Annotated in this window: 14 protein-coding genes; 7 read left to right on the forward strand and 7 right to left on the reverse strand. The window is 65.9% G+C overall.

Annotation, left to right across the window (positions count from 1 at the left end):
• Positions 1-594 precede the first annotated feature (594 nt).
• The 5 genes from FYJ68_RS06325 to FYJ68_RS06345 all read right to left on the reverse strand — a co-directional run bounded on the left by FYJ68_RS06325 (position 595) and on the right by FYJ68_RS06345 (position 6311).
• The gene (locus FYJ68_RS06325) at positions 595-840 is read right to left on the reverse strand and encodes an acyl carrier protein (RefSeq protein WP_154435137.1); all 246 of its coding nucleotides are present in this window, start codon (positions 838-840) and stop codon (positions 595-597) included.
• Between the two features lie 63 nt (positions 841-903).
• Positions 904-2100, reverse strand: coding sequence for a diaminopimelate decarboxylase family protein (locus FYJ68_RS06330; protein ID WP_154435139.1), 1197 nt, complete (start codon positions 2098-2100; stop codon positions 904-906).
• The gene (locus FYJ68_RS06335; RefSeq protein WP_154435141.1) at positions 2100-3620 is read right to left on the reverse strand and encodes an amino acid adenylation domain-containing protein; all 1521 of its coding nucleotides are present in this window, start codon (positions 3618-3620) and stop codon (positions 2100-2102) included. Before FYJ68_RS06335 ends, FYJ68_RS06330 begins: the two co-directional genes overlap by 1 nt.
• Positions 3617-4744, reverse strand: coding sequence for a hypothetical protein (locus FYJ68_RS06340; RefSeq protein WP_154435143.1), 1128 nt, complete (start codon positions 4742-4744; stop codon positions 3617-3619). The genes FYJ68_RS06335 and FYJ68_RS06340 overlap by 4 nt, the downstream gene beginning before the upstream one ends.
• The gene (locus FYJ68_RS06345) at positions 4731-6311 is read right to left on the reverse strand and encodes an MBOAT family O-acyltransferase (protein WP_154435145.1); all 1581 of its coding nucleotides are present in this window, start codon (positions 6309-6311) and stop codon (positions 4731-4733) included. The genes FYJ68_RS06340 and FYJ68_RS06345 overlap by 14 nt, the downstream gene beginning before the upstream one ends.
• 215 nt (positions 6312-6526) lie before the next feature.
• Between FYJ68_RS06345 and FYJ68_RS06350 the strand changes: the two genes are divergently transcribed.
• The 5 genes from FYJ68_RS06350 (at position 6527) to FYJ68_RS06370 (ending at position 13489) form a co-directional block, all read left to right on the forward strand.
• Positions 6527-7717, forward strand: coding sequence for an ATP-grasp domain-containing protein (locus tag FYJ68_RS06350; protein WP_229772078.1), 1191 nt, complete (start codon positions 6527-6529; stop codon positions 7715-7717).
• Positions 7718-7974: 257 nt separating this feature from the next.
• On the forward strand, positions 7975-8754 hold the full coding sequence (locus tag FYJ68_RS06355; RefSeq protein ID WP_154435150.1) for a DeoR/GlpR family DNA-binding transcription regulator: 780 nt from the start codon (positions 7975-7977) through the stop codon (positions 8752-8754).
• A gap of 229 nt (positions 8755-8983) precedes the next feature.
• On the forward strand, positions 8984-9973 hold the full coding sequence (locus FYJ68_RS06360; protein ID WP_154435152.1) for a LysR family transcriptional regulator: 990 nt from the start codon (positions 8984-8986) through the stop codon (positions 9971-9973).
• A 1423-nt stretch (positions 9974-11396) separates the two neighbouring features.
• Positions 11397-12572, forward strand: a complete 1176-nt coding sequence (locus FYJ68_RS06365; protein ID WP_154435154.1) for a trans-sulfuration enzyme family protein — start codon at positions 11397-11399, stop codon at positions 12570-12572.
• Between the two features lie 2 nt (positions 12573-12574).
• Positions 12575-13489, forward strand: coding sequence for a PLP-dependent cysteine synthase family protein (locus tag FYJ68_RS06370; RefSeq protein ID WP_154435156.1), 915 nt, complete (start codon positions 12575-12577; stop codon positions 13487-13489).
• A gap of 87 nt (positions 13490-13576) precedes the next feature.
• Here the strand turns inward: FYJ68_RS06370 and FYJ68_RS06375 are convergent, their stop codons facing one another.
• Positions 13577-14290 carry an MIP/aquaporin family protein gene (locus tag FYJ68_RS06375; protein WP_154435158.1) on the reverse strand — a complete coding sequence of 238 codons (714 nt, stop codon included), beginning with the start codon at positions 14288-14290 and terminating at the stop codon, positions 13577-13579.
• 243 nt (positions 14291-14533) lie between these two features.
• On the opposite strand from FYJ68_RS06375, the gene FYJ68_RS06380 reads away from it, so the two are divergent.
• Positions 14534-15652, forward strand: a complete 1119-nt coding sequence (locus FYJ68_RS06380; RefSeq protein ID WP_326832249.1) for a DNA/RNA non-specific endonuclease — start codon at positions 14534-14536, stop codon at positions 15650-15652.
• Between the two features lie 161 nt (positions 15653-15813).
• Here FYJ68_RS06380 and FYJ68_RS10210 read toward each other — a convergent pair whose 3' ends face one another.
• Positions 15814-16539 (reverse strand): hypothetical protein, encoded by a 726-nt coding sequence (locus FYJ68_RS10210; protein ID WP_229772079.1) that lies wholly within the window; start codon positions 16537-16539, stop codon positions 15814-15816.
• 239 nt (positions 16540-16778) lie between these two features.
• On the opposite strand from FYJ68_RS10210, the gene FYJ68_RS06390 reads away from it, so the two are divergent.
• A complete protein-coding gene (locus FYJ68_RS06390) occupies positions 16779-17876 on the forward strand; it encodes a zinc-ribbon domain-containing protein (protein ID WP_195837740.1) in 1098 nt (365 codons plus the stop codon).
• Positions 17877-18423 lie beyond the last annotated feature (547 nt).

Raw genomic sequence — 18423 nt, forward strand, 5'->3', positions numbered from 1 at the left:
AAAGGGTGGCACCACCCGCACGAAGACCGTGAGGTCCAGCAGGAAGAAGAAGTAGGGACGCAACAAGGTCCTGACGATACGGGGACGGTTCCGCGCAGGGACCGTCCCCGTTTTTCTGGCTCGCCCATACGCCCCGGGGAGCGGCGGACGCATTGAGCCCGTTGAGCGCGCACCGCACCCCGGGTTCGTTCGAGCTGAGCCTCGGCTTGCTGAGTCTTATCGCCCGGGGAGTCTTCTCGCCCGGAGTCCGTGCCCCGGGACGGTTCTCCAGACCTAGAGAGCGGGCGTATTGCCATAGCCCGAGGCCCCTCCTTGCCGGTCATGCTTAGTCTTCCCCGACCTCGTGTTGATTTGTCCTCGCGCTGCTAAGCTCCCCCCCCCGGCCTCATGGGGTTTTCCGTCGCGCTACCCACACGAGGGCTAGCGACATTAAGCATCTGCCTCCGAAATCCGCATGAGGGCTAGCGATGCTAAGCAGCGTGCCCCAAAACCCACACGGGAGCTAGTGGAGCTAAGCACCCCCGACTGAGGCGACGCCAGGCGAATGACTCCCCCGTTATGCCGGCGGAAGCCGTTGTCGGGCGCGCCGCCTCGCTACTCTCCCTGAGCCAGGTCCAGCACCATCTGGTAGATGCCCTGGGCAGTGTTGAAGTTCTGCGGCACGATGTCCTTGGCGGGCACCGACACGTCGAACTCGTCGTCAATCGCCCCGATGATCGAGAGGATATCGAACGAGTCCAGGATGCGGTCGTCCACCAGGTTCACCGCCGTGGAGAAGTCCACGCCGTCCTTGATCTGGTCCAGCATGTCGATGACCTGCTCAAGCGTGATGTCGTCCATGTCTGTGTTCCCTTCTCGCCCCCATGCCGGGGACACCACATGGGGCGTTGGCCCCACAACTTGCTATATCCCCATGCCCGGTACGGCTAGCGGCTGGTTGAGCACGCTCGTCTCGACCCTTTTGCGCGCAACGTGCCAACCGTCCTTCCCGCGGATCGCAACGAGCGGGAGCGCGCGGCTGAGGAACAGGGCGATGCCCTCGGTGACCGAGTAGGCGCCCAGGTTGTCAAACGCGAGCAGGTCCCCCTCCGCGAGCGGGATGCGAAGCTTGCGCACCAGGACGTCACCAGTGGTGCACAGGCTCCCACAGACGGTCCACTCCCGCTCCCGTCGCGCCCTTCCGTCTCCAAGCGAGAGGTTCCTCACCACCGGGACCTTGAGCCCCATCAACTGGCCCAGGTAGACCACGTGGTTGATGCCGCCGCCCACGAGGGCGTAGCTCGTCTCGTCGTCCGCATCCTTGAGGTCGACGACCTGCGTGACGTAGCTGCCGCACTCGCTGGCGAGGAAGCGGCCCATCTCCACGGTGAGGTCAAGGCGGGAGGCAACGTGCCACAGGTCGTCCGCGAGCTCCCGGGCGGGCGCGAGCGTGTTGGAGAAGTCGTCCCCCTCAAAGTACGGCACGGCGAGTCCGGGGCCATATTCCAGGCGAGAGGGGCGCCAACCGTGCTCTTGCTCCAGCTCGTCGGCAAGGCCCTGGAGCATGGCGAGGTCGCGCCGCTGGTGGTCGAGCCTCCTGCGCTGCGTGCCGGCGAAGTGGTGGATGCCCACTAGCTCGACGCCGGAAAGCGAGTCGCGCCCGTCCACGGCGCGGACGAGGTCCGCCCGCGACATCCCAAACTGGCTCCCGGCGTTAAGCCTGAGGAGCACGGGAATGCGCGCACTGCACGACCTCGCCGCGCGATCCACCAGCGCGAGCTGCCCCAGCGACTCGGCGGTGAAGGTCCCGGCGCCATACGAGATGGCCTCGCGGACGTCGTCCTCGCCCTTGCAGACGCCCGAGTACACGATCGTCTCGCCCGGCACGCCAAGTGCCTCGCAGATGGCGAGCTCGCCCGGGCTACAAACTTCCAGCCGCATCCCCGCGTCGCGGGAAGCGGGGACGAGGAAGGGGTTGGCCTTGATGGAGTAGCACAGGCCCACCCCAGGCCCAAACGTTTGACTCACCTGGGCGATCCGCCGCTCGAAGGCAGTCTCGTCAAACGCGAAGGTGGGCGTGCCAAACCGCTCCGCCACCCCCAGAAGCTCCTCCTTGGTCATCACAGCCCCTCTCCCTCACGCAGCGCCGCGCGGTCGACCTTTCCGTTCTTGGTGAGCGGCATTGACTCGAGCCGCCTCGTGGTTCCCGGGACCATGTGCGGCGGGAGCAACGCACGGAGCCCCTCCGTCACGTCCCGATGCTCGGCCTCGCCCACATAGAGCAGACGCAGGCGCTTCCTCCTCTGGTCGAGCAGGCAGACCGCCTGCTCGACCCCCTCGATCCGCGTCGCCGCCGCCTCGACCTCGCCCAGCTCGATCCTGTGCCCCAGCAGCTTGACCTGGTTGTCCCTGCGCGAGACGTACACCAGGTTGCCGCCGGCGTCGTAGCGCGCGAGGTCACCCGTGAGGTAGGCGCGATCGTCCCAGCGGTCGTTGAGGGGGTTCTGCACAAACGCTGCGTCGGTGCGCTCGCGATCGCCCAGGTAGCCAAGGGCGAGCGCCGTGCCAGCCACGCAGACCTCGCCCGTCTCGCCTGGCGCAGTGACCTCTCCCCCATCGTCGCGGAGGAGAAACACTCGCTCGTTGGGGAACGGCCTGCCCATGGGTATGGTCTCGCCTGGCCCGTACTCGCGGTCCACCACGAAGTAGGTGCAGTTGCAGGTGACCTCCGTGGGCCCGTATAGGTTGGCGTAGAGCGCGTCCGGAAGGTGGCGACGCCACTTGGCAAGCTGCTTGGGAGGCATGACCTCACCCGAGAACAGGACCTTGTCCACCTCGCGCGGCACGCGGTATTCCAGGGCGTTCATGATCGTGACGAAGCACAGGGCGCTCACCGCCCACACCAGGGTCGTGGCGTGGCCGTTGGCCAGGTAGTCCATCAGACGGGTGGGGACGCTGAAGTACTCGCGCGGGACTAGCTGCAGGCGCGCGCCCGTGAGCAGGCAGGTGTAGATGTCCTTGACCGACACGTCGAAGTCGAAGGGCGCCTGGTTGGCGAAGACGTCGCGCTCGCCCATGCCAAACGTGGACGCGAAGGTGGGGATGAAGTCGATCACCGAGCGGTGCGCGACCACCACGCCCTTAGGAACCCCCGTGCTACCGCTGGTGAAGTTGACGTAGAGGGGGTCGACGTCGGTCGCCTGCCACCGAATGCGGCGGAGGGTCCCCTCGTCCACGGGACGCGAGAGGGGTTCGTCGAGCCTTGCCACTCGGACGCCTGTACCCGCGAAGACCTCGCGAGCGCCCTCTTCCGTCGCGTCGTCGCACAGGACGACCATGGGGCGGAGCGAGGCGCAGATGGCATGGACACGGGCCGCGGGCTGCCTGGGGTCGAGCACCGAGTAGAACCCACCCGCATACACCGCACCCAGCATGCAGGCGAGCGCCGGCACGCTCTTCTCCAGGTAGAGGGCGACCGCCGTGCGCGGCTGCACGCCCGCCTCGCAGGCAAGCCAGCTTCCCGCCGCCCTGCTTGCACGGAGCAGCTCGTCAAAGGTCATCGACGCATCGGGGTCCGCCGCGGCGACCTTGTCCGGCACCCTGCCTGCGGTCGCCTCGAGCCACTCGAGTACGTTGGTCATGACTGCCTCCCAGCATCTGCGGCATCCGGCAGGTGCTCCCGCCGCCAGCCGTCCCAGTCGTCGTAGCTCCCAAGGGCCGCGTCCCTCTCGCCTGCCCCGTCAGGGCCAATCAGCCGGGCGAGGACGTCCGTGAGCCTCTCCGCACCCGTTGCGTTGAGGTGCTCGAAGTCGTCGAAGTCCGAGAGTGGCGGGTCGTAGTAGCTGCGGTGGGCGAGGTTGAGATCGAGGTATGTCGCACCCCTTGCCTGGACCATCCGCTGGAAGTCTGCCATGATCCGCGGGTAGTCGTCTCCAAACGCCGCCACGTCGTATGCGGGGTGGGGCGTGGCGACGACCGTGAGCGAGACGTTGTGCTCGCGGCACCAGTCGCAGATTGCCGCGTACTCGTCCCACACCACCCGATCCACATGGGGGCTGCCAAACACCTGGAGCGAGGTGCGGCCGTCACCTGGTGCGATCGTTCTGTCGTAGTTGCCATAGCCCCGACCCACGTAGTGCCACCCGCGCACGAGCTCCTCGGTGGCGTGAGCCACGTCCCCGCCCTGGATGCGGTTGCGGAGGTTGAGCGCGACCGAACGGGGCGCGTAGGTGGGGAGGCAGGTCCAGGGAAAGAGGGCACGAACGGAGTCTCGCGTGCCAACCACGTCGGGGCGGAGGGCAAACGCAACGAGCGACGAGGCGGCACCCAGCGGGTCTCCCTCGTTGCGGCCGAGCACAAAGGCAACGTGCGAGTTGGTGTCAAGGCGCGTGCCGAGCGAGTCAAGCCCAACGGCGAGAATCACGTGGCACACGCCCTTCTCGCCCACCCCGCACTTGATGGCGTCGAGGGAGTCGTCCGGCGTCTGGCCGGGCGTCGCGAGGTTGACGGTCGTGGTGCCCAGACGCGCGTCGAGGGTGACGGGGTCGATCCCCTGCTGCCCAAAGGACGACCCCACCACCAGGGTGTCGAGCCTCTCCGCCGCATGGAAGTCGTGCCAGGCGACCGCCGTCGTGGAACCGTAGGCGCCCAGGCCCCACAGGGCGAGCAGGTAGGTGCCCGCGAAGATGGCAAGCGAGACGAGCGTGGCGACGCGGCGCGCAGCCGGACGCCGCTGGGTGGGACGGGAACCATCAGTAGTTGGCATACATGAACCCCCCTCCCACACCGAACGAGAGCGAGAGCACGACCACCAGGCACATTACGGCGCAGGCGGCCGCCCTGACCGCGACGGGGCGGCGCGAGAGCCACCCGCTTGCGTCGCCGCCGCGCTCCTCGTACAGGCTGACGCAGGCCACCAGAAGCGCAACGGCCCCTGCCACGAGCACCTGGAGAAGCTCCGACTTCCCCATGTCCAAGGCCGCGAGCGCCTGGGGGAGCCCGGCGAAGTCTGGGTGGAGCACGGACTGGCGCAGGCAGGCGAGGCTGGCGCCAAAGTCGTAGATGCGGTCGAAGTACCAGCCCACGTTGACCACCACAAAGGTGCGCACGACCCTGAAGGCGTGCCAGCCCCGGGTGGAACGGTCGACCCGCAGCAGGGAGCTCGCGCGGTCGAAGGCGGGCCGCAGCAGGTCGGCCAACGCGATGACTAGCCCGTTGTATAGGCCCCAGACCAGGTAGTGCGTCTCGGCGCCATGCCACAGGCCAACGAGGAGGAACACCGCGACGTTGGCCACGCACGCGGGGAGCGTCCTGCCCACGTGGCTGCCAAGCCTCCCGCCCGCCACCTTCCCGAGCGCACGCATGGGGCGCGTGAGCGCGAGCGGGTAGAACACGTAGTCGCGCATCCAGGTGCCCAGGGTGATGTGCCACCGCCGCCAGAAGTCTGCGAGCGAGGTGGAGAGGTACGGGCGCCGGAAGTTGGGTGCCATGCGGATGCCCAGGAGCTCCGAGACGGCCTCGACCATGTCTATGCCGCCGGAGAAGTCCCCGTACTGCTGGGCGGAGTAGAGCAGGATCGCCAGGATCGCGAGCGAGCCCGGAGCACCGTCGCCCGCACCCGCGAGCAGACGCGTGATGAGGCCCACCAGGAGGTCCGCCATCGCGTACTTCTTGAGCATGCCAAACAGCAGGAGCTGGAGCGAGCGCGAGAGGTCGACCTCGCGGGGCGCATGGGTTGAGAAGAGCTGCGGCGCCAGGTCACCATAGCGGTTGATGGGCCCTTGGATCAGCTGCGGAAAGTAGAGGAGGAAGGTGAGGTGCCTGGGGAGGCTGCGCTCCGCCTGGAGGCTGCCGCGATAGGCGTCGATCAGGTACGAGAGCGCCTGGAACGTGTAGAACGAGATGCCGAGCGGCAGAAGCAGCCCCATCCCGTGGGGTGACGACGCGAGCCCCAGCTCGAACAGCACCACGTTCCAGTACTTGAGGTACGCGAGGGTCCCCAGGCAGAGGGCGAGGCAGGCGAGAAGGACGAGCCTCTTGCGCCGATGGACCGCCGCCTTGGCAGCCTTGCGGGCTGAGCGGTCGCGCGTCTCGCCCAACCTTGCCTTGAGCCCGGCGTCGAGACGCGAGAACCCAAGCGCCGCAGCCCACGTTGAGACGCCGGCAACCAAGACGAACGCCAGGGTCTTCCAGGTCCCGGCCATGCCGTAGAAGGCAAGGCTCCCCAGCAGGAGCACGACCCACTGGCCCCGCCCCACCAGGCGGCCGACCGCGTAGTAGGCGGCAAGAAGCGCCACCAGGAAGATGGCGAACTGCAGCGAGAGCAACTCCAACCCAGACGCCCCTCTTCCCCGGGGAGGCGGCGGCCCGTCTCCCTCCGTTATTGACCCGGTAATACTAGTACAGTTAATACACTTAGTACAGTTGAGACGCAAGGCTGGCTACTCATTCGCAGTCGTTCGCGTCCAAGGGGAAAACGTCCCACCACGCCCTGACCTCCCACTGCTACGATTTCTCCCTGAAACGTCCACGAGGGTTGGAGGCAGGGGTGAACTTCGTCTTCGTCTCCCCGCAGTTTCCCAGCGGCTACTGGCAGTTCTGCGACCGGCTGGGGCGGCAGGGTGTGCGGGTGCTGGGGATTGGCGACACCCCCTACGACCAGCTTGATCAGCGGTTGCGCGACTCTCTCGCCGAGTACTACTACACCCCGTCGCTCGAGAACTACGACGCCGTGTTCAGGGCGGTCGCGTTCTTTAGCTACAAGTACGGCAAGGTCGACTGGATCGAGTCGAACAACGAGTACTGGCTCGAGCTCGACGCGCGCCTGCGCACGGACTTCAACGTGACGACCGGCCCGGGCGTGGAGGAGGTGGCGCGCCTGAGGTCCAAGGCGTGCATGAAGCCCCTCTACGCCGCCGCGGGCATCCCATCCGCCCGGCAGGAGCGGGTGACGACCCTCGCGGCGGCACGGCGCTTCTCGCTGGAGGTGGGATTTCCCCTGTTCGCCAAGCCCGAGGTGGGCATGGGTGCCGACGGCGCCAGGAAGATATGCGACGAGGCGGAGCTGGCCGCGTTCCTCTCCCCCGCCCCGCAGCGCCCCTACGTGATCGAGGAGTTTGTGCCAGGGGACATCGTGTCGTACGACGCGATCCTGGACTCGCACTCCAACCCGCTGTTCGAGAACATGGAGGAGTTCCCTCCCTCGATGGCAGACGTGGCCGAGAGGAGCCTGGACCTGGCCTACTGGTGCCGCCCGAAGGTCGACCCGCGGCTGCGCTCGCTCGGGCGTGCCGCCGCGGTGAGCTTTGGCCTCAGGAGCAGGTTCGTGCACATGGAGTTCTTTAGGCTGTCGCAGTCGCGGCCCGGGTTGGGCGAGACGGGCGACTACGTTGGGCTTGAGGTCAACGTCCGGCCGCCGGGGGGCCACACCCCAGACATGATGGACTTTGCCCACTCAACCGACGTGTACCAGATCTGGGCGGACATGGTGTGCCACGACAGGCGCCTTGTCCCCCGCTCCGCACGCGCGAGCTACTGCGTGTACGCCGGGAGGCGAAAGGGGCATCGCTACGCCCACTCCGACGGGGAGATACGCGCGAGGTTTGGCGACGCCATCCGCATGAGCGGACCCGTCCCCAGCGCCATCGCGGACGAGATGTGCGACTACTCGTACACCGCGACCTTTCAAACGGCACGCGAGCGCGACGCCTTCGTGCGCTACGTGCAGAGGCTGGCATAGGCCCGACCCGCCAATCGTGCAGCCGGCTTTCACGATGATGGAGGTTGTCCGCCGTGGCATGCCCACGGTGGACCATTGCACCATCCGGCGAGGTACCGTTAAGCCATCCGCACCTCTCCCCTCCCCCGGTCGTTCGGTCATCGTTTTTATCCCATCAGGAGTTTTCTGATACACCCCACGCCCGAGGGGGAGAAGTACGGTGACCAGACGTCCCGTCGGCCCCTTCTGGCTGCACGGCATGGCGAGGGAGGTGCACGATGGCTCGGGATGCAGACAGCGCGCTGACGCGCAGGCGCAAGATCGCCTCGCTGGTGCGAGAGCAGTCACGCTGCACGGTCAACGACCTTGCCCGGCAGTTCGACGTCACCACGGCAACCATCCGCACGGACCTCGCCGCGCTGGAGGCCGAGGGCAAGGTCGTGCGCACCTACGGCGGTGCCGTCCCGGCAAGCGGCATGCCGCGGGAGGCCTCCCCCGAGCTCCGCGGGTACGCAGCCGAGAAGCGCCGCATAGCCCACGCCGCGCTGCCCCTGGTTGGCTCCGAGGAGACCGTCGTGCTGGCGACGGGGACGACCGTCCTCGCCTTCGCCCGCGCGCTCGCGCGCTCCAACGTGCACGACCTGCGGATCATCACCCCCGACCTCAACGTCGCCCTCGCACTGGACGCGCGGGACGACTTCACGGTAATCGTCCTGGGCGGCGAGCTGAGCCACAGGCAGCAGTACTCCTATGGCGACCAGGCCGAACTCATGGCGGACGCGTTTCACGCGCAGAAGTGCTTCATGTCCACGATGGGCGTGAGCCTGGAAGCGGGACTCACCGCCCCGGACGTCCGCGCCGCCCAGCTGGATCGCAGGCTCCTCTCCATGGCCGGGGAGCACACGCTCCTCGCGGACGCCTCAAAGCTGGGGGTCGTGGCCCTGGAGCGCTTTGCCGACCTGGGACAGATGGACAACGTGGTAATGGACGACTCGGTGGACGACCAGACGGCAGGGGCCATTGGCTCGCTGGGAGTCAACCTCGTCCTGGCGCCGTAGGCACGCCTGTGACCTTTCACGCCACTTTCTGGCGTCGCGCGAACGTGCATCTGCATATACCTGCTTCCCATAGGTGGCTATCTCTGTATTGGATATGTTGCTTTTTGGTATGTCTACCTGCAGTTTATTGAGTTGGCACACCCATCCCACCCCTCTTGTCTCCCTTTGACACGTCCCTCTCCTATCGCTTAAATCGATTGGAGTTTGACACCTGTCAGAGGAGACTCCCATGCGCCTACAGCAGTTGCGCTACGTCATCGCCATCGCCGAGAGCGGCTCGATCAACGCCGTCGCGCACAGCATGTTCGTGTCGCAGTCATCGCTCTCCGTGTCGGTGAAGGAGCTCGAACAGGAGATGGGCATCACCATCTTCAACCGCTCGAGCCGGGGCATCTCGCTCACGAGTGACGGCGTCGAGTTCCTCTCGTATGCACGCCAGGTGGTGGAGCAGGCGGACCTCCTCTCGGACAGGTACCAGCGCGGCAGGACCAGGACCCACCAGAGGCTCTCGGTATCGTCGCAGCACTATGCCTTTGCCGTTAACGCATTCATCCGTTTTGTTTCCGAGCACGACAACGGCAACCCCGAGGAGTTCACCCTGAGGGAGACGCGCACGGCCGACGTGATCGAGGACGTGCGCAGCTTCAAGAGCGACCTCGGCATCCTCTACCTGGGAACGAGCAACGAGCGCCCACTGCGTCGCCGCCTGGAGGAGTGCAGCCTCCGCTTTGTCCCCCTGTTCAAGGCGCGGCCCCACGTGTTCGTGCACGAGGGCCATCCGCTTGCGTCCAAGAAGAGCGTGAGGACGCAGGACCTCGCCAACTGGCCGCGGTACACATTTGAGCAGGGGCCGGACAGCTCGCTCTACTTCTCGGAGGAGCCCCTGAGCTCGCTACCCAACAGCCGGCAGATCATCGTGAGCGACCGCGCGACCATGACCGGCCTGCTGCGCGACTACGACGGCTTCCTGGTGTCCACGGGCGTGCGGTCCGACGAGATGTTCGCGGGGATCGTCTCGATTCCCCTCGAGACCGACGAGGTCATGAACGTAGGGTACGTGGTCCACTCCCAGCGCAAGCTCTCCGAGCTGGCCCAGGACTACATCGAACAGCTCGAGGACCTCATCTCGCAGTTTGGCGACAGCACGGTACTGGTGCCGTCCCGCAGCACGACCCGTCACAGCTCAAAGGCAAAGACAAGCGAGACGGACGAGGCATAGGAGCCAGCAAGGCTAGCCGCTTGCAGCACACCGGTCGTTGGCACGCTGGTCCTCACGCTCTCGCCAGAGGCAACGCATCGCGGTCAAGGAAGGGAGGAGCGTACCGATTGGCAGTCACCCTCCCCTCCGACACCCCACAGCACTGGGTGCCGCTTTGGATGCCAAAGAGAGGAAGGGCCGGCCTGCCGTACCCCACGGCGGAGGCTGAAGCCCGACGCCACGCCGGCTTCCAAGCCCATCGGCGGACGAGCCACTCTGTCACACCTAAATCAGCAGCGACGGAAGGAGCGACGTGCTTAGGGATTCCCTGGCTTGCACGTATTGGAAGGCATCGTGCTTAACAAAGCCAGGCCTCGCGAATATCACCCATGTCGGATGCTTAGCAATCCTAGCCCCCATGCAAATTCCAAAGCACGGTGCTTAGCGTCACTAGGCCTCGTGCGGATTTCCGTCCCGGAAGCTTAGAGGTGCTAGGCCTCGTGCGAGCAAAGCGCCGAAAACTCACACGAGGGCTAGGTTTGCTAAGCATTAGGGCGACCAATGGACATGGGGGCTAGGTTCATTAAGCACATCCCGACCCCACGTGGGCGATAGGAACGGGTGCTTAAAACCTCCGGGGCCCGCACAGGCGCAGGAGGGGCCGTGATTAAAGACTCCGAAGCCCGTGTGGGATACGACGATGTCAACATGCATGAGCTAGAGGCCAGGGGAGAGAGGACGAGGCAAGCAAAGCAGGAACCTGGGACACTTGGCTCCACTATCCCCTTCTTTGTCCATCGTCGTCCCTTTGGGCACAGGCTACCGACCATGAGAGGGATGGCCACGACCAAGACCGACCAGGGGTGGGCAACCGAGACGTGCACATGCGGAGCACGGCTTCCCGGCTCCCCGCCCCTTCATTGCCCCTTTGAACATCCCTACCCATTGGCTGCGACTCTCTGCTTTGGATAACCTGACCTGCCAAGGCACCCCCGATTGCCTTCCTGTCTCAGCCCCCTTTGTTTCCAACGGATGACTCGGTGGAAATCCGCGTTGACAGCCCCTCTCGTCCGCCGTATAAAGCATATATCCTAGTTATTCACTAGGTTTTTCAATGAGGATTACCGGGAGGTGAGGGCGACGGCAGCACGCACGAGCTCGCATGCAAAGGCGCTGTTGGTTCACTGGGTGCGTGCCTGTTGTGCCTGACACCCCGGGGATGAGGGATGGGTGCCGCCTTGCCTTCACGGCGAGTAGAGCCGTCGGAGCATAGGGCCACGTTCGTCTCCCCTACCACATGGGTCGCCCCACCCGAAGGGGCAATTCCAAACAAGACAAGTTGAGAGAAGAGTCCGCCTCCCCGTGAGGGGTGCCATGAGTCATGCCTCCCCGCCGTGGGAGCGTGAAACCCATGCGCCACAATGAGGCGGGAGAAGGGAACAGCATGCCACAGCAGAGCCAGCAGCCAACCCAGTCGTTTGCCACGCGCCTGATCCACGCCGGAGCGACTACCGACCCCGTCACGGGCGCGGTCAATATCCCCATCTACCAGACCTCGACGTACCAGCAGGACGGCGTGGGCAAGAACCGGGGCTGGGAGTACTCGCGCACGGGTAACCCAACGCGAGCGGCCCTCGAGCGCCTGATCGCCGACCTGGAGGGAGGCTACGCCGGCTTTGCGTTCGCAAACGGCATGGCGGCAATCACCGCGGTGCTGAGCCTTCTCTCTGCGGGCGACGAGGTCATCATTCCCACCAACGTGTACGGAGGCACCTATCGCGTACTGAACCAGGTGTTTGACCACTTTGGCCTCACGTTCCGCGTGGTGGACACCAGCGACCCGGCAAACCTGGAGGCGGCCATCGGCCCCAACACCCGCGCAACGTTGGTGGAGAGCCCCGCAAACCCCCTGATGACCATCACCGACCTCAGGGAGGTGTCGCGCATCGCACACGAGCACGGGCTCCTCTCCATCGTGGACAACACCTTCATGACGCCCTATCTGCAAAGGCCGCTGGAGCTTGGGGCAGACGTGGTGGTCCACAGCGCCACCAAGTACCTGGGTGGGCACTCCGACGTTGTCGCCGGTCTCGCCGTGGTGGCGACGAAGGAGCTCGCCGACCGCCTGGCCTTCGTCCAGAACGCCACGGGAGGGGTGCTTGGCCCGTTTGACTCGTTCCTTCTCATCCGCGGGATCAAGACGCTGGGGGTGCGCATGGACCGTCACCTGCACAACGCGGGAGTCATCGCCCGGGCTCTTGAGGAGAACGACGCTGTGGCGCGCGTGTACTACCCCGGCCTGCCCGACTTCCCCGGCTACGAGGTCAACCGTCGCCAGGCTTCGGGCGCGGGCGCCATGGTGAGCTTTGAGCTCGCGGACGGATACGACGCGCACAGGTTCCTCGCGTCCACGCGCCTCGTCGCGCTGGCCGAGAGCCTGGGCGGTGTGGAGTCGCTGGTGTGCCACCCCGCTACCATGACGCACGCGGCAATCCCCAAGGAGGAGCGAGACCGCGTGGGGATCACCGACGGGCTCATCCGACTGTCGGTGGGAATCGAGGACGCAAGCGACATCCTCGCGGACATTGAGCAGGCAATCGCGGCGGCAAGGGAGGACTAGGGATGCGCCACCACTATAACTCGATGGGCGAGCTGGTGGGGAACACCCCCATGCTCAAGATCAACGAGATGGGCGTCAAGCCCGAGGTCGAGCTGTTCGCCAAACTGGAGCTCATGAACCCGGCGGGGTCCGTGAAGGACCGCACGGGCGTGTGGATGGTGCGCGACGCCGAGGAGCGCGGGCTCCTGAAGCCCGGCTCCACGATCGTGGAGGCAACCGCCGGCAACATGGGGCTGGGCATCGCCTTTGCTGCCCTGGGCAAGGGCTACAAGGTCGTGTTCGTGGTACCCGGTAAGTTCAGCGAGGAGAAGCAGACCCTGATGCGCGCACTGGGGGCGAGCATCATCCACACGCCCGAGGAGGACGGGATGCTGGGCGCGCAGGCAAAGATGGAGGAGCTGCTGGGCCAGATTCCCGGCTCCGTCGCGCTGCGCCAGTTCAAGAACCAGGCAAACCCCCAGGCGCACTACGAGAGCACCGCGCCGGAGATCTGGCGCGACCTGGGCGGGCATATCGACTACTTTGTGGCGGGCGCCGGCTCTGGCGGCACGTTCACCGGCATCATGCGCTACCTCAAGGAGAGGGACCCGGCAATACGGGGCGTGCTCGCCGATCCCGTTGGCTCCACGATGGGTGGCGGCGAGCATGCAGCCTACGCGATCGAGGGCATTGGCAACGACTTTGTGGCTGACACCATGGACATGGGTCTGGTCGACGAGGTCATCAAGGTGAACGACGACCAGGCGTACGGCGCCTCGCGCGAGCTTGCGCGAAAGGAGGGCGTGTTCGCCGGCTCCTCCTCCGGCGCGGCGCTGTTCGCCGCGCTGCAGGTTGCGGAGAGGATCGACCATGGCACGGTCGTGACCCTCTTCCCCGACCGAGGCGACCGCTACTTTAGCGAGCACCTGTACGAGTAGGGTCGGGCGCGGAGCGCGAGGCCCCCGGAGCCATGGGCGGATGCCACGACTCCAGGGGCCTCTTCTCTCCCCTGGTGGGGCGCGATCCTATTTTTTGATGGGCTTGGCTCCCGGCTTGAGGAAGCCGTGGATTGCGGCCGCGAGGGATGCGCCGACGAACGGTGCGACGATGAAAACCCAGAGCTGGCCCAAGGGGACGGGGTCGCCCGCAAAGGCCATCATGAGCGCCGGGCCAAAGCTCCGTGCGGGGTTTGCGGAGGCACGGGTAAGCGGAGCGGCGAACATGGTGACACCCGCCAGAGCGACGCCGCGCGCCACTCCGGAGGACTGCTCTCTCCCGCGCCCGCCAGTCGAACCCAGCGCGACGAGGGTCAGGATGCAGCTGATGGCGACCTCGACCAGGATGGCGCCAAAGAGCCACACGCCCACCGGGGAGCGGGAGCCAAACCCGTTGCAGCCCAGGTCCGCCGCCGTCGCGACGCCCACGTTGGACAGGGCCACGAGGAGGAACACCATAGCCGCCCCCGCAAGCGCGCCCAGGAACTGGCCCGCCCAGTAGCCAAACAGGTCGCGGGCGTCAATGCGACGGTCGAGGTACATCCCCAGCGACACCGCGGGGTTGAGATGGGCGCCCGAGACCTGCCCCAGCGCATAGCCCATGGCAGCGGTGGCAAGCCCAACGGCAAGGGCGACCCCAACGTATCCCACCGCCTTCAGCTCGAGCCACGCCCCACAGCTGCAGAGCACGAGCACAAACGTCCCAACAAACTCCGCAGAATACCGCTTGAGAGACTCCCTCATCTTCCCCCCTCAACGCGCGCCGGGGCAGGCAGCCCCCTCGATTGCGCCATTCAACCATGATAGTTCCCCGTCACCGCCCCGTCGCATCATCTGGGCGACGTGACGCCACGGCTCTGCTATCGTTCGTCTAGCTTGCAGCTAGCTTGCAAAAACCTCGGAATCTCTTCGGAAACGGGGGCGGCCATGAGGGACACACGAGAGCCGCGACAATGCAAACGCACGCGCTTCCACCAGCACGGAGGGGTGACGAGCCTGGTCTGGGCGATTCTCCTGTCCTGCTGCCTGGCAACGAGTGGCCTGCTCCTCTCGGCGTGTGACGAAAGCGGCGGAGACGCCCAGGCGGATTCCACCCCAACCTATGCCTCGCAGTCCGAGCCCAGCACGGACTCCGCGGACTCCAAGCCCGCGGCGGACTCCCAGGCGACGGAAGACCAGCCGGCGGCCTCGCAGCCCAAGGCGCAGGAGACGGCGTCCCAGAAGCCCGTCACCTACGCCTACACCGCCTGGAACGAGGCAGAGAGCCCAAACTACGTCCGCCACGTTGGCGACGCGCGCATTTCCCAGCAGCTGAGCCCCGGCGAGGTCAGGTACTCGCAGCTCGACTCCCTGGGCCGCGCCGGCCAGGTCGCCGCATGCGTCACCAAGCAGATGATGGACGAGGGCACGGCAAGCGAGAGGGGCGACCTCCCCGACCCCGCGGGATGGGGCAACAACGAGAGGGTGCAGATTGAGCTCCCCAACGGCCGCCTGTACCACGGCTGGTTCTGGAACCGCTCGCACCTGCTGGCCAAGTCGCTCGGGGGCGACGCGGAGCTCCACAACCTGGTGACCGGCACGCGCATGCAGAACGTGGGCGCAAACAACGACCAGGGCGGCATGGAGATGACCGAGGCCGCCGTGCGAGCCCTGCTCCGCCAGCATCCCGACACCACCGTCATGTACGTGGCGACGCCCGTGTACGAGGGGAGCGAGCTGATCCCCCGGTCCGTCTTTGTGGACGTGCTCTCGAGCGACGGGATCATCAACGAGGAGGTCGAGGTCTACAACGCCGCCAAGGGGTTCCAGATCAACTACACCACGGGAAGCGTGACCGCGGTCGGCGAGGGTGCCCAGGTTGAGACGGGAGGCACGACGTCCGGGTCTGGATCGGCATCCTCTGGCACAAGCGGGCAGTCGGCGGCGCCCACCGCGGCACCCTCGGCGAGCGAGGACAAGGGCCAGGTCGTATACGTGACCAAGTCAGGCAAGCGCTACCACTCCACGCCAAACTGCCGCGGGCTCAGGAACGCCAAGACGGTCACCGAGACCACGCTGGGCGACGCCGAGGCACGCGGCCTCACTCCCTGCAAGATTTGCGAGTAGGGGCGCACGGGGCGTCTATCCACTCGCCGAGGAAATCGCGCAAGGTGAGACGGGCGTGAGAAGATGGGCGGTGGCCTCGCCAGGTGGTCACAGAGAGGGCGGGGGACGTGCCATCGCGCGTCCCCCGCCCTCTCTTGTATTTATGTTTTCTAAGATGAATCCTAGTGCCAGCATTCCTTGCAAGGCTTGAGGCCCATTTGCTGGGCATCCGTCAGGCTGGCAGGGAGAATTGTCTTCGAACGCCTAAGCGTCCTACAGCTCGCTGTCTTGTGATAACAGCCTCCGTTCGGGGTGTAGTACACCACATTCGTGACCGTGCTGCCGCCACCCTGCGATGAGGATCCGCCGTCGGTTCCGGGGTTGCTCGGAGCGGGCTTGTCCGCGTTGGGGTCAGCCCTTCCCGGACCAAGCGCGTACCAGGCGAGGCCCTCGTCACGCCAGCCAAGCGAGACGAGCCAGTCCCTCTCCGATCCGTTGGTGGTGTAGTTGTGCGACCCCGAGCGCGCGTTGGGGTTGTACTGGCGGAACATCGTCACGGAGTGAGCGTCGTCCGAGTACCAGCCAATGCCCTCGAATCTCCAGCCGGCGTTGACCAGCATGTCCTTCTCGTTGGAGTTCATGGTGTAGTGGTGGTCGCCCGCGTTGGGTTTATACAGGCGGTAGACGGGAGTCGCCGAGTGGTCGGGCGCGACCCAGCCAACCTGCTCGTAGCGCCAACCCACCCGCCTGAGCGAGTCCCTCTCCGCCACGTTCGCGGTGTAGAAGTGCTCCCCCGAGTTGGGGTTGTAGAGCCGGTACATGTCCTGCGCGGCGAGCGCCGTTGCCGGAGCCGCCATCGCGGTCACCAGGGCGACGACCGCGGCAAGCCAACCCGTACCCTTGTGCATTGTTGGTGCCTCCTTCTTCCAAAAGTTCCTGAACGTAACCTTGGCAAGAGTATACGGGGCAGGTGCACCGTCCCCGGGGGCATTCGGCGGGTGGCCCGACGGGAACCCGACTGACGGGGCAAATCGGCGGCCGTGCCGGTTGTGTGGGAGGAAAACGCGCTTTGCGGCCACATTCAGCGTCACGTATAGTGGGGGTACATATGCGACCGAGTCGCACTTTCGTAAGAACCGGAGTCGCCATGACCTCAAAGAAGTTTTGTCCCCACTGCGGTGCGCCCCTCAAGCCCGGCCAGCTGTTCTGCATGAGCTGCGGCGAGAGGCTCGAGCACTGGCTGAGCGAAGACGAGGTGGAGGCCATCCGTGCCGAGGGCGAGAGGCTCGAGGCGGGGCAGGCCGCGGGAGACGAGCTCTCGAGCGAGCCCACCCGCATCATCGACGCGAAGGCCGTGCACGAGGCGGGCGAGAGGGCACGCGAGGCAGCCGAGGCGATGAGCGAGGAGCACGTGGGCGACGAGGCGCCCATCGAGGGGTATCCCAGCCACGCGCAGCACGTCTCCCCCACCCATGCCACGGAGCCCGAGCAGCCCGAGCACCTGGTGACGGGCGAGGGCTACATCAGCGAGAACCCCATCCACCCCGTGGTCCCGCAGGGGCACGCGTACGTCTCGCGCCACTCGGGCGACGACTGGGAGACGTCCGACAACCGCAAGCTCATGAAGATCCTGGGAATCGCCGCGATTGTGGTCGTGGTCCTTCTCGCCCTCATCATGCACGGGTGCTTCTCCGCAAGCGACAAGGTGGCAAAGCCAGACCTGACCAAGATCGGGGCAGACAGCGACAGCACGGCTGTGGTGGACTCCGCGTCGTCCGACTCCGCCGACTCGGCGAGCACCGAGAGCGATGCGGACAAGCAGGCAAAGCAGACCGTGAAGGACCTGTACGACAAGCTCGCGGACCTCGACAAGCAGGTGAGCGCAGCCGAGTCGACCTTTGACAGCACCTACCTCAACGACAAGGACGAGCGCCAGTCCAACTCCGATGCTGCCTCCACCCTGGCCGACACCGTTGACCAGGCCCTGCAGACGGCGCAGTCCACCACCGTGGACTCCAGCTCAAAGTACTACGCAACCTACCAGCAGGTGCTGCAGTGCTACCAGGACCTCTCGGACCGCATGTCCATCGTGACCGAGTTGTGGAAGCGCGACCTCTGGTACAACTACCCGCAGTACTACACGGACAACATCCTCGAGCCCAAGACCGAGAACACCGACGACGGCCAGACCGACGTCAAGCCCAAGGTCGACTACCAGACCGTGTACGCGCAGATCAAGCTCTAGGCACGGCTGACAAAACGACGCGATGACAGGCGCCTCTCCCCCGACCGGACGGTCCACGGGAGGGGCGTCTGGTCTTTGCGTATGGAGCGTTCGCTGGCTGGGGCTCCAGAGGCGATGGGGACATCGAGCGGCGCCAGCCCGTTCTCTCCACGAAGGCGCGGCGGCCGTTGAGCCCTTAGGATTTGGAGCTGAGGCAGGCCCAACTGCCCCGCGACGATCACGATGGGGAATCAATGGGCTAAGAATGGGGGGCCGGCTTTCGTGCAAACCGCGCCCCTCCGCGTGCGACGGTCGGCCATGGCCCCACGTCTTAGATCCTTCCCCCCCCCGCCGAGGAGGGTCACGCTACGAATCGGGCGCCTCCCGCGGCATGGCGTTGCACATCCGGTTCCCTGGCCCTCGGCCTCCTGGTCGAGTCGAAGGCTGGCGGGAGCCCGGACACTTATGCCAGGGCTGGTTTAACAGCGAATCGTAAAGATTTGACGCGGTTAGGGTCGGTCTAACCGCGTTAATCCTTACGAGACTCGTTGGCGGGGAACCACATCCG

The sequence above is a fragment of the Olsenella porci genome (assembly GCF_009695875.1).
In the GTDB taxonomy this organism is placed as follows: domain Bacteria; phylum Actinomycetota; class Coriobacteriia; order Coriobacteriales; family Atopobiaceae; genus Olsenella_H; species Olsenella_H porci.

What these genes read in the sequence shown, in the direction of transcription:
- FYJ68_RS06325 (WP_154435137.1), bottom strand. Translation starts at nt 840, where the DNA reads ATGGACGACATCACGCTTGAGCAGGTCATCGACATGCTGGACCAGATC.
- FYJ68_RS06330 (WP_154435139.1), bottom strand. Translation starts at nt 2,100, where the DNA reads ATGACCAAGGAGGAGCTTCTGGGGGTGGCGGAGCGGTTTGGCACGCCC.
- FYJ68_RS06335 (WP_154435141.1), bottom strand. Translation starts at nt 3,620, where the DNA reads ATGACCAACGTACTCGAGTGGCTCGAGGCGACCGCAGGCAGGGTGCCG.
- FYJ68_RS06340 (WP_154435143.1), bottom strand. Translation starts at nt 4,744, where the DNA reads ATGCCAACTACTGATGGTTCCCGTCCCACCCAGCGGCGTCCGGCTGCG.
- FYJ68_RS06355 (WP_154435150.1), top strand. Translation starts at nt 7,975, where the DNA reads ATGGCTCGGGATGCAGACAGCGCGCTGACGCGCAGGCGCAAGATCGCC.
- FYJ68_RS06360 (WP_154435152.1), top strand. Translation starts at nt 8,984, where the DNA reads ATGCGCCTACAGCAGTTGCGCTACGTCATCGCCATCGCCGAGAGCGGC.
- FYJ68_RS06365 (WP_154435154.1), top strand. Translation starts at nt 11,397, where the DNA reads ATGCCACAGCAGAGCCAGCAGCCAACCCAGTCGTTTGCCACGCGCCTG.
- FYJ68_RS06370 (WP_154435156.1), top strand. Translation starts at nt 12,575, where the DNA reads ATGCGCCACCACTATAACTCGATGGGCGAGCTGGTGGGGAACACCCCC.
- FYJ68_RS06375 (WP_154435158.1), bottom strand. Translation starts at nt 14,290, where the DNA reads ATGAGGGAGTCTCTCAAGCGGTATTCTGCGGAGTTTGTTGGGACGTTT.
- FYJ68_RS10210 (WP_229772079.1), bottom strand. Translation starts at nt 16,539, where the DNA reads ATGCACAAGGGTACGGGTTGGCTTGCCGCGGTCGTCGCCCTGGTGACC.
- FYJ68_RS06390 (WP_195837740.1), top strand. Translation starts at nt 16,779, where the DNA reads ATGACCTCAAAGAAGTTTTGTCCCCACTGCGGTGCGCCCCTCAAGCCC.